Origin of the sequence: Psychroserpens sp., from assembly GCF_045105015.1 — a bacterium.
In the GTDB taxonomy this organism is placed as follows: domain Bacteria; phylum Bacteroidota; class Bacteroidia; order Flavobacteriales; family Flavobacteriaceae; genus Psychroserpens.
In genome coordinates this window covers 1-9985 of sequence record NZ_JBGCCX010000024.1, presented here as the reverse complement: position 1 = coordinate 9985, position 9985 = coordinate 1, and the positions used below count along the sequence as shown (strand labels likewise).

Below are 9985 nucleotides of genomic sequence, written 5' to 3'. Positions count from 1 at the left end.
CACTACATCACGTTGCTTAGGAGCTCTATTTAAGGTCATCATCAATTCTTGAAGCGCTTCTTCTGAAGTATGTGCTCTAGCTAATTTGACATATCGAACCAATTTAGGCTTATACTTTTCGTAGATCTCTTCTTGAACACTAATTACATCTTTATCAAGAAGCCTTTTAATTACAGGCAGTACATTTTTTTTATCTAAAATCGACATCAAATCTTGAACTTTCAAAGACGATTGATGATGCAAAGCCTCATAAACAATAAACTCGTCGTCTTTTAAATCCTCATCATTAATTTGAGTTTCATCATTCTTATAAATTACAGTTTCACTCTCTAAGACAAAGGCACTTGGCAAAGCAGCTCTCATCACTTCTCCTACAGTACACATATAATATTTTGAAATCCAATGCCAATGCTTCAATTGGATATTGGTAACCACAGGAGATTCGTCTAGAATTTGATGAATCTGCTTTGCCTCATAAACCTGAGGCGCTAATTGATGAACGCTTTCAACAATTCCTGTATAGATTTTAGATTTCCCAAAAGGCACAGACACTCGCATTCCAGGTTTTAAAAAGCTAGATTCTGCTTTAGATATAGCATATGTAAAACTATTTTCTAAAGGAATAGGCAATATGACGTCAATGAAGTAATTCAAATAGTTTTAAATAATATTATTAAGCTGAACCGAAATCATTCGACTCTCACCCAATATTGCGTTTTATAAAAGAATGCAATATAGCCTCTTACTTGAAGTTGGTTAGGGTCATCATCATCAAGCTTGAGTCGACAAGTATACACTTTACCGTCTTCTGGATTTGTGATGGTTCCGTTTTTATAAGCATCTCCTTTAACCTCCATGTTTTTGATTATTTCTAATCCTAAAACTGGTTTGTTATAATCTTCTCCTTCACAAAACTTACATGGAAGATCACGTTTAGAGACATCAAATATCTCAATAATCTTCCCAAAAACCTTCCCGTCTTTCTTATAAATTTCAACTATGGATTTCTCTTCACCAGTTTCGTCATCAATGGTCTTCCATTGCCCTAAAATGCCTTGAGCACCTGAAGAAAAAATCATTCCGAAGCATAGTATGTAAAAAAATAAGTGACGCATTTTATCTGTGTTTTCTTAATCTTGCTAACGAGGCATTAAGTTCAAAGCCTAATAATAATATATTAGCATTGAGCCAAAAATAAAACATCAGTATCAATAACGCTCCAATTGACCCATAAAGTTTATCGTATTGTGCGAAATTTTCAATATAAATCCCAAACAAATAAGACGTGAGAATTATCAATAACGTTGTAAACAAGGCTCCAACTGAGAAAAACTTAAACTTCTTCCCTTCTTTAGTCCCAAAATAGTATAACGTAGCTGTAGCCATATACACCATAATTATGAAAAACAAATACTGAGACAATACTAATAATAGTCCGCTATTTTCATTTTCAACATGCGCTAATTCGACGATATTTTCCACAACATAGATATTAAATAAACCCAGAACAGCAACAGTCAGGATTAACAAAAATGCCAGAATTATAGCAACACCGAGTGCATAGACATATTGCTTAAACACATTTCGTGTAAGCTGCTCGTGATAAGAGCTTTCAAACCCAGAAAATACTGCATTTACACCATTTGCCATAAGCAATATTGAAATCAAAAACACTGAAGATATAAGTCCACCACCTTTTATATTTTCAAAAATACTTTCATAAAAGAAACCGGTTGTCGTAGGTGGTAAAAATGATTGCAAAAAATCTAAAAACTCAGTTTCAAACCCATCAATTGGCACATACGGAATAACAATAATAACGAATAATAAAAATGGAAATAAAGCCATAAAAAAACTATATGCAATTGCGCTAGCTCTAGTACTCAAGGCACCTTTCACAATTCCAATAACATACAGCTCTAACAAATCATAGAGTGACAAACCCTCTAAAACCTTGAGTTTAATGCTTTTGAAAAATTTAACCAATAGATTAACTATTGGAATTTTCTCTAATTTATCTTCAATAGGTTTAGACATGTAACGTAAGTGGCTTTATTCTAAATTCAAACTGATTTGATCACTCGTAAAAGTAGAAAACTTATACCTACAAATTAAAGAAAATAAGAAAAACTTACAATGACTTTTGCTTTGCTTCCGTTCAAATCAATTACCTTTACAAACTTAAAGTTTCAGTCAAAACACAGCACAACCAATGTCAATATCATCATTAAATGCCATTTCACCTATAGATGGTCGATACAGAAGTAAAGTAAATCGTTTAGCTCCTTATTTTTCTGAGGAAGCGCTCATAAAATATCGTGTTTTAGTAGAGATAGAATATTTCATTGCACTTTGCGAATTACAACTACCTCAACTATCAGGCATTAACGCTTCTGTTTTTGAAGATCTTAGAGGTATTTACACAAACTTTACATCAGAACACGCTCAAGCCATAAAAGATATTGAAGCCATTACCAATCATGATGTAAAGGCTGTAGAATATTTTATAAAAGAACAGTTTGACAAATTAAACCTATCAAGCTACAAGGAATTTATTCACTTTGGATTAACATCACAAGATATCAACAATACTGCAATCCCTTTAAGCATCAAAGAAGCGATGAATGATGTTTATGTACCAGAGTATTTTGAAGTACTTAAAAAATTAAAAGATATAGCAGAAGAATGGAAAAACATTCCTATGCTAGCAAGAACTCATGGCCAACCTGCTTCTCCGACTAGGTTAGGAAAAGAAATACAAGTATTTGTAACACGTTTAGAAGAGCAATTTAACTTATTAAACGATGTTCCAAGTGCAGCGAAATTTGGTGGTGCAACTGGAAACTTTAACGCGCACAAAGTCGCGTATCCAAATATAGATTGGAAAGCATTCGGAACACAGTTCATTCAAGAAAAACTAGGCTTACAACATTCGTTTCCAACAACTCAGATTGAGCACTATGACCATATGGCTGCTTTATTTGATGCTTTAAAACGCATCAATACAATCATAATAGATTTTAATCGAGACATATGGACTTATGTATCTATGGAATATTTCAAACAAAAAATCAAAAAAGGTGAAGTTGGGAGTAGCGCAATGCCACATAAAGTAAATCCCATAGATTTTGAAAATTCTGAAGGCAATTTAGGAATCGCTAATGCGATTTTCGAACATTTATCTGCCAAACTACCTATTTCAAGATTACAACGAGATCTTACTGATAGTACGGTTTTGCGTAATGTTGGCGTACCTTTCGGGCACACACTTATTGGTTTTAAATCAACTCTAAAAGGATTAAACAAACTATTACTAAATGAATCTAAATTTGCTGAAGATTTAGAAAACAACTGGGCAGTAGTTGCTGAAGCTATTCAAACTATTTTACGAAGAGAAGCTTATCCAAATCCGTATGAAGCTTTAAAAGGATTAACAAGAACTAACGAAGTTATCAACGAGACATCTATTTCAAATTTTATTGACACTTTAGAAGTATCTGATGCTATTAAATCAGAATTAAAAGCTATCAACCCAAGTAACTACACAGGGATATAATGATGTTTAGCAAAAATACTTTAGCACTTATTTATACAGGAATTCTAGTCTTCGGATTTTTTATTTCTGGAATTTTTGGCATGCTAGAATACATCATTGTAAAAGCACTTCTGTTTACTGGTTTTGCAGCATTAGTTGCTGTGCTAGTTTGGATTGCAATTAAAGACCAACAAACAGATACAAAATAAAAATCACCTCAAGAATAACTTAAGGTGATTAACATTAACATATTCAATAATAATCAGTTATTGAAAAAATTTAGTGATTTCTTTTAATTGAGTTTCTTCAATATTACCTTCCTCTAAAACAGTAGCTAAATCCATTATTTTACTAAAATTCATATCGTCACCTAAAATTCTAACTACTGCAAAACCTGCCTCTTTAGAATTCCCTAAAAGGATAAATTCGTCGACATCATCACCATCTCCAATACACTTTACGACAAACTTTCCATCTGTAGAATTTCCACCTCTCATTAACTCTTCATATTTAGGATTCTCTAATATGGTTTTTACTTTAGCATACTCGATATCCATTTGATCTTTATTACCATCTTCTGCAACAAAAGCAATAAGACTTAATTTATCAACAGAGTCGTAGGCCTCTTGTTGTGTTTCATCTAATAGTGTTTCATCTATTTTAAGTAAGCTAATTGGTACATCTAAAGATGTAAATCCTGGTGCAAGTTCACTATCTACGTAGAAACTTTGCAATGTTGGATCTTGGTTGCAACTTTGTAAGGTTACAACCAAGAACAACATCATGATTATGGTTTTGATTGATGACATAGTGTTATTAGTTTTGTTCTTTTGTTGCTTTTTTCAACTGCTCGCCTCCTGGCATATTCATTTGACTTGTTAATTTAGAGATTTGTCTTAAATCGATATCTCCTGTTAAGGTCAATAATACGGTTTCAATTTCTCTTTTCTTACCATTAATAGTGATGTCTTGATCTTGTGTCATTTCTTTGATACCGTTAACAAACATCAATAACTCTTTAACATGATTCTCATCTTTCCCTTCTCTCACATAAAAATTAACAGTCTGATCACCATCTTTTACTCGCATTAATTCTTCTAAGCTTGAGTTTTTTAAATATTTAGCTACAGTAGCATTCATATCTGCTGCTATCGCTTTATCTCCGGTTGTAAATACTTTAAAACCAGTGATATTTCCTGCCATATCAATATAACCTTGCATCTCTGGGTCATCGGCATCGATTCCCATCATGGCTAACATTTTAAACATCTTTTGGTTAACTATTACAGATGTCACCTCTTCTTGATCTTCAAACTTATCAAATACACTCTGTGCACTTGTCACGATTGACGATAACATTATTACTACTATTACGATTAAATTTTTCATGTTTACTTGTTTTTTTTAATTGTTTACTTGTTTTGTGTTCTTTAAAAATTTGTTTGTTGTTTTTCCGAGTGTATTAATATGACTCGCTTTTTCGGCACCAACATTAAAACTCTCTGATGCCAGGCCTAAAGCATTAAAGCTAGATGTGCCTTGATTAAAATTCTCTGATAGTACACTTAAACTTGAAGTGCCTTTATCAAAATTTGAAGATAGCATTGCTAGTGCTTCTTTTGTTTGGAAATAAACTTCTCGCTCTTCATCAGATAAATCTGCAAGTGTTAGTTTTTCATTACCTCCCATTATATTAGGAATTAAAATCCCTAGCATTAGAACTGCTACTGCTGCGACAGAAATCCATTGATATACGAAATTTTTCTTAGGTTTTAATGGAACGTCTTTAGTATATAGTTCTTGTTTTGTTGTATTAAAATATTGAAACATGACTCTGTATGATTCTAAATGAGGAGCTACATTATCTTGTGCAAAGTAGTTTTTCAACTGCTGCTCTTCCTTTAGTGATGTTTCACCATTGTCATACTTTTCTAATAGTTTTTCTATGCTATTTAACACCATACTTGTGTGTATTAGTTAATTTTTCTCTTATTGTTTTTCTAGCTCTTGATAAGGCGACTCTAATTGCTGTTGGATTCATATCAACCACTTTTGCAATCTCATCAAAATCATAAGCTTCTATATCTCTTAGCTGTAATATTATTTTTTGTTGTTCTGGTAATTCTTCAATTATTTTTGAAACCCAATCTACACTATCTCTATGCTCAATTTGTTTCTGTAATGACGTGTTATTGTCTTGATAATTACTATGAACTATTTTTAAATTCTGTGCTTGTTTTGATTTTAATCGGTCTAAGCAAAAATTCTTTGTCATTGTCATTGAAAACGCTTCAACATTTCTGTATTCACTTATTTTCTGTTTGTTTCGCCACAGTTTCATTAAAATCTCTTGCGTTGCATCTTCAGCTTCTTCATTAGAAACCAAAAGTCGTTTTGCTAAGCGAAAGACTTTATCCTTAAAAGGCATTACTAATTTTACAAAATCAGCCTGTGTCATTGTTTGGTTGTTAGTTTAAAAACGATTGATTATGTCGCTTTCTATAATTACGACGAGCATGTTTAAATTTTGTTACAATGAAATAAAAAATAATACAACATTCAACGCTTGAGCTACTGTATACTAATATAATAACATTATTATTAAATTTTTTAATTAACAATAATGTAAGTAAATTTATAGTTTAGTAGACTGCAGCACTGTTAGTTTACAATAAAAATTGAAAAGAAAAAGATATGAGACTAATTAAACTTTGTCTGCTACTTGTCGTAGCAATAACATTCACCAATTGTTTTGAAGATAACGACGATAATGCTATTGCTGCTAGCGAAATAAATGATTTTATTTGGAAAGGCATGAATGCAACTTATCTATATAAGATTAATGTAGATGACTTAGCCAATGACCGTTTTTCAGATAGTAACGAATTCCGTGACTACCTCAACCAATTTCCTACACCAGAAAATATTTTCGACGATTTAGTCTATGAGCCTTTAGATCGCTTTAGCTTCTTCATTCCAAATTATCTCAATTTCAATCAAAGTCAACAAGGCGTTTCTTCTTCCACTGGATTAGAATTTAATTTTCATCCAGACCCACAAGATTCTTCCCTAAAAATTGGAGTGATCAGATTAGTGCTCCCAGGAGGTATTGGCGATCAACTAGGTTTACAACGCGGACAAATATTTAATGCAATTGATGGTATTCAATTAACTGAGTCTAATTACCTAAACTTAATAAGACAAAGTTCTTATACACTCAACTTTGCAACTTACAATGATAATGGCACACCTCAAGAGAATGATGATTTTATAGAGTCTACAACAAATAGTGCTAACGTAACAAGAGACACCTATGAAGAAAACCCTGTATTCCGAACACAAATTATTAATGTTGATGGCGAAAATGTTGGGTACTTAGTTTATAATGGATTTAACGCAAGTTTTGTGAGTAATTTAAATGCTGCATTTGGTGAATTTCAAGCTAATAATGTGCAACATTTGGTATTAGATTTAAGATATAATCCAGGCGGAAGGATTGATGTAGCTGCAGCCCTAGGAAGCATGATTACTGGACAATTTAATGGCAGTGTCTTTTCTAAATTAATCTACAATGAAGATTTACAGCAAAGCAACAGAGATTTTAATTTTACAAACAACTATAATGGCATCAATCTTAACAGTCTTAGTCTCAATAAAATTTACGTTCTTACAACTGAAGCTTCAGCATCTGCTAGCGAGTTAGTAATTAACAGTCTAAGCGAATACATAACTGTTATTCAAATTGGTGACACTACAGTTGGAAAAACCCAAGCATCAATTACACTTTATGATTCTCCAGACTTTGGACCAAATGACATTAACCCTAACCATACTGTAGCTATTCAACCATTAGTTGCAAATTCTGTTAATGTTAATGATGGAGCTGTTCCTGCCTCAGGCATACCGCCTTTCATTGAAGTAATTGAAACACCTAATAACTATGGTGTTCTTGGGGACATCAATGAGCCTTTGCTTTCTGCTGCTATTTTAAACATTCAAGGACTTGGGCGTAATGTTCAACCATCAACTGAATTTAAAGCTGATAAAAAGGATGTCAATTTAAGACCTTTTGAAGATCACATGTACATTACCATTGATGACCTCTTTATTGAAAGGCGTCAATTTGAATAAGAAGTAAATACAATCGTAAAAAAAGCCACTTTAAAGTGGCTTTTTTTTATTTTATAAACTTAGATTAAATCCTAAATTAAAATTCCTCCCTCTAGTTGAGAAACCAAGTAATTCCTCATAGTCTTCATTAAAAATATTATTAATATATACAAAAATGGTCATCCGATTATTAACAACCTTATGACTGATATAAAAATCAACTAGGCTGAAAGATTTTAAATTTACCGTCTCATTGTTGAAAGTTGTGTTATTAAAAAAAGTGTCATCACGATCATCATTATATTGATAATTCAAACTCATAAAAGTTTTATCACTGAATTGATAGTTTAAAGCAGCATTAACTTTAATTTCTGGAATCCTGAGATTTAGATCTTCATCTACTTTAGTGTAAGTTCCATTTACCATAAACTTTAAGCCTTTGGTTAAATTCACATCTGCTACTAACTCAAATCCACTAGCTGTAAATTCTTTTTCAGTATTAGTATATTGAAATACAAAGTTTCCTTGATCTACAAAATCAACAAAATGCTCTTCTAAGCGATTGAAATATACAATACTTATAGTTGCTTTATTTTTAATATTAAGTTCTGCTCCTACCTCTGCAGTTCTATTTTCTTCAGGTTTTAAATCGATATTTCCAAATGAAGGTGCAAACAACTGATACAATGATGGTGCGATAAACGCAGTGCTATAACTAGCTAACCCTTTAATATACCCAAAACTCATGTCTTTCTTAAATGATGGATTTAAACTGTACACCAAATGATTACCGTATTCACTATGATTATTTAGTCGTAATCCAAGATTGACATTTAAACCAAAACCAGATGTGTAAACAAGATTAGCATAAGGGTCAATTATTGTAAATGAGGCGTCATCAGAACTTATATCCTTTACAAAATCTGAACTACCGAAAGGAATAGAAAAGGTTTCTATTTCATTCTGCTGAGCATTAACACCTAAAACTGTGTGAAATTTATCGTTAAAATTATATCGATTATACAAATCACCTACAAAACTTTCTGCTTTAAATTGTGTTGGGAAACTAGACTGTATTTCACGCTCAACATTATTATAAGCCACATTAAGTGTAATACTACCATTTTTATATAAAAACTCTGGAGATACTCCTATTCTATATTGATTGGTAATCGATAAATTATCGGCATCCATAAATAAAAAACTATCGTCAAATTCAGCTTTAAATTTATCATAGCTTGCATAAGTATTCAGTTTAAAACGATCCGAAAACTGGTATCCTAATTTTAAATAACCATTATTCGCATTAAACGCATCAGAATTTTTACCATCTGAAATCGCTGACAAACCATCAGTATATTGATGACTGAAGCTAGCTAAATACGTAAAATTATTTAGAGTTCCATTAACAGAAACACTATTTAAAAAGTTCTCAACATCGTAATCAGCATCATCTTGGTTGTTATTCGTTCCAAGAGTACTTCTTAAATTAACAGCAATTACATCTTTTAAAGCCTTTTTCAATTTGATATTAATTACTGCTGAAGCTGCTCCTGTGCCATACAGCGTACTTGATGCGCCTTTAAGAATCTCTATGCTTTCAACTTGATCTGCATTTAATAATCGTAAATCATAATCATTTGCAATTTGTGAAGGATCAGTTACAGCAATGCCATCGATTAAGACCAATACCTGTCGGTTTCGACCTCCACGAACAAAATAATTTAAATTTTGCCCTGCATTACTTCGTACACCATTAATCTCTATACCAGCAGTATTATTAATAATATCCGCAACTGATTTCCCTTGTAGGTTTTGCAGGTCTTTTTGAGTGATTTTAGTAATCACTTTACCAGAATTTTCGCGTTTCAGCTTAAATTTAGAATCAGTAACAACAACCTCATCTAGTTGCTCTACAGTTAATGAATCTGCTTGCTGTTGCGCAAAGCTTAACATTGACACACCAAAAGTTAGCATACCAAAAATCTTTGTTTTTGTGTTCATTGTAATCTTTAATTACTCGGAATCGCATGGATTATCATACGTAAACTTTTATCCCGAAAGTTTGACTTATATGTTTGAATTTGGCAGGTCTCCTGACTTGCGTCTTGTTATTGGTCTTCCCAGATATAATCCAGTGACAATGAAGTTAATAACAAGCTAAATAGCTTACAGTTGCGGGAACAGCTCTGGACTTGAATATAAATTTCTCACCAGATTCCCTTTTAATCCATTCGTTTATACAAATGGAACCTAAATTCTTGGCAAAAGTAGATTCTTTTTTAAGTTGATACTAATAAAACCTATTTTTTCTTATTCATTTTATAAATCAAATAAATC

General features: G+C 32.2%; 10 protein-coding genes, 1 pseudogene and 1 riboswitch. Of the genes and pseudogenes, 3 read left to right on the top strand and 8 right to left on the bottom strand.

The window, feature by feature from the left end; translation table 11 throughout:
• The 3 genes and pseudogenes from AB8B90_RS01885 to AB8B90_RS01875 all read right to left on the bottom strand — a co-directional run.
• Positions 1-654: pseudogene (locus tag AB8B90_RS01885) on the bottom strand (primosomal protein N'); the annotation flags it as partial.
• 35 nt (positions 655-689) lie between these two features.
• On the bottom strand, positions 690-1115 hold the full coding sequence (locus tag AB8B90_RS01880; protein WP_405333103.1) for a DUF2147 domain-containing protein: 426 nt from the start codon (positions 1113-1115) through the stop codon (positions 690-692).
• Position 1116: 1 nt separating this feature from the next.
• Positions 1117-2037 (bottom strand): YihY/virulence factor BrkB family protein, encoded by a 921-nt coding sequence (locus AB8B90_RS01875; protein ID WP_405333101.1) that lies wholly within the window; start codon positions 2035-2037, stop codon positions 1117-1119.
• Positions 2038-2212: 175 nt separating this feature from the next.
• Between AB8B90_RS01875 and purB the strand changes: the two genes are divergently transcribed.
• Positions 2213-3556 (top strand): adenylosuccinate lyase, encoded by a 1344-nt coding sequence (purB, locus tag AB8B90_RS01870; RefSeq protein ID WP_405333100.1) that lies wholly within the window; start codon positions 2213-2215, stop codon positions 3554-3556.
• Positions 3556-3744 carry a hypothetical protein gene (locus AB8B90_RS01865; protein ID WP_405333098.1) on the top strand — a complete coding sequence of 63 codons (189 nt, stop codon included), beginning with the start codon at positions 3556-3558 and terminating at the stop codon, positions 3742-3744. The genes purB and AB8B90_RS01865 overlap by 1 nt, the downstream gene beginning before the upstream one ends.
• Positions 3745-3801: 57 nt before the next feature.
• Here AB8B90_RS01865 and AB8B90_RS01860 read toward each other — a convergent pair whose 3' ends face one another.
• The 4 genes from AB8B90_RS01860 to AB8B90_RS01845 are packed head-to-tail and all read right to left on the bottom strand — an operon-like array spanning position 3802 to position 5993.
• Positions 3802-4344 carry a DUF4252 domain-containing protein gene (locus tag AB8B90_RS01860; protein WP_405333096.1) on the bottom strand — a complete coding sequence of 181 codons (543 nt, stop codon included), beginning with the start codon at positions 4342-4344 and terminating at the stop codon, positions 3802-3804.
• Between the two features lie 7 nt (positions 4345-4351).
• Entirely contained in the window at positions 4352-4924 is a 573-nt protein-coding gene (locus tag AB8B90_RS01855) for a DUF4252 domain-containing protein (RefSeq protein WP_405333094.1), read from the bottom strand.
• Positions 4925-4939: 15 nt separating this feature from the next.
• Complete coding sequence (locus AB8B90_RS01850) at positions 4940-5497, bottom strand: hypothetical protein (RefSeq protein WP_405333092.1); 558 nt, start codon at positions 5495-5497, stop codon at positions 4940-4942.
• Positions 5484-5993, bottom strand: coding sequence for an RNA polymerase sigma factor (locus tag AB8B90_RS01845; RefSeq protein ID WP_405333090.1), 510 nt, complete (start codon positions 5991-5993; stop codon positions 5484-5486). The genes AB8B90_RS01850 and AB8B90_RS01845 overlap by 14 nt, the downstream gene beginning before the upstream one ends.
• A 236-nt stretch (positions 5994-6229) precedes the next feature.
• Between AB8B90_RS01845 and AB8B90_RS01840 the strand changes: the two genes are divergently transcribed.
• Positions 6230-7666: a S41 family peptidase gene (locus AB8B90_RS01840; protein ID WP_405333088.1), complete on the top strand. Its 1437-nt coding sequence runs from the start codon at positions 6230-6232 to the stop codon at positions 7664-7666.
• A gap of 51 nt (positions 7667-7717) precedes the next feature.
• Here the strand turns inward: AB8B90_RS01840 and AB8B90_RS01835 are convergent, their stop codons facing one another.
• Complete coding sequence (locus AB8B90_RS01835) at positions 7718-9649, bottom strand: TonB-dependent receptor plug domain-containing protein (RefSeq protein WP_405333086.1); 1932 nt, start codon at positions 9647-9649, stop codon at positions 7718-7720.
• A gap of 64 nt (positions 9650-9713) precedes the next feature.
• A riboswitch (cobalamin riboswitch) is annotated at positions 9714-9917 on the bottom strand.
• Between the last annotated feature and the right edge of the window lie 68 nt (positions 9918-9985).

Excerpts from the sequence above, each read along its gene's own strand:
- AB8B90_RS01880 (WP_405333103.1), bottom strand. The coding sequence starts at position 1,115 with ATGCGTCACTTATTTTTTTACATACTATGCTTCGGAATGATTTTTTCT.
- AB8B90_RS01875 (WP_405333101.1), bottom strand. The coding sequence starts at position 2,037 with ATGTCTAAACCTATTGAAGATAAATTAGAGAAAATTCCAATAGTTAAT.
- purB (WP_405333100.1), top strand. The coding sequence starts at position 2,213 with ATGTCAATATCATCATTAAATGCCATTTCACCTATAGATGGTCGATAC.
- AB8B90_RS01865 (WP_405333098.1), top strand. The coding sequence starts at position 3,556 with ATGATGTTTAGCAAAAATACTTTAGCACTTATTTATACAGGAATTCTA.
- AB8B90_RS01860 (WP_405333096.1), bottom strand. The coding sequence starts at position 4,344 with ATGTCATCAATCAAAACCATAATCATGATGTTGTTCTTGGTTGTAACC.
- AB8B90_RS01855 (WP_405333094.1), bottom strand. The coding sequence starts at position 4,924 with ATGAAAAATTTAATCGTAATAGTAGTAATAATGTTATCGTCAATCGTG.
- AB8B90_RS01850 (WP_405333092.1), bottom strand. The coding sequence starts at position 5,497 with ATGGTGTTAAATAGCATAGAAAAACTATTAGAAAAGTATGACAATGGT.
- AB8B90_RS01845 (WP_405333090.1), bottom strand. The coding sequence starts at position 5,993 with ATGACACAGGCTGATTTTGTAAAATTAGTAATGCCTTTTAAGGATAAA.
- AB8B90_RS01840 (WP_405333088.1), top strand. The coding sequence starts at position 6,230 with ATGAGACTAATTAAACTTTGTCTGCTACTTGTCGTAGCAATAACATTC.
- AB8B90_RS01835 (WP_405333086.1), bottom strand. The coding sequence starts at position 9,649 with ATGAACACAAAAACAAAGATTTTTGGTATGCTAACTTTTGGTGTGTCA.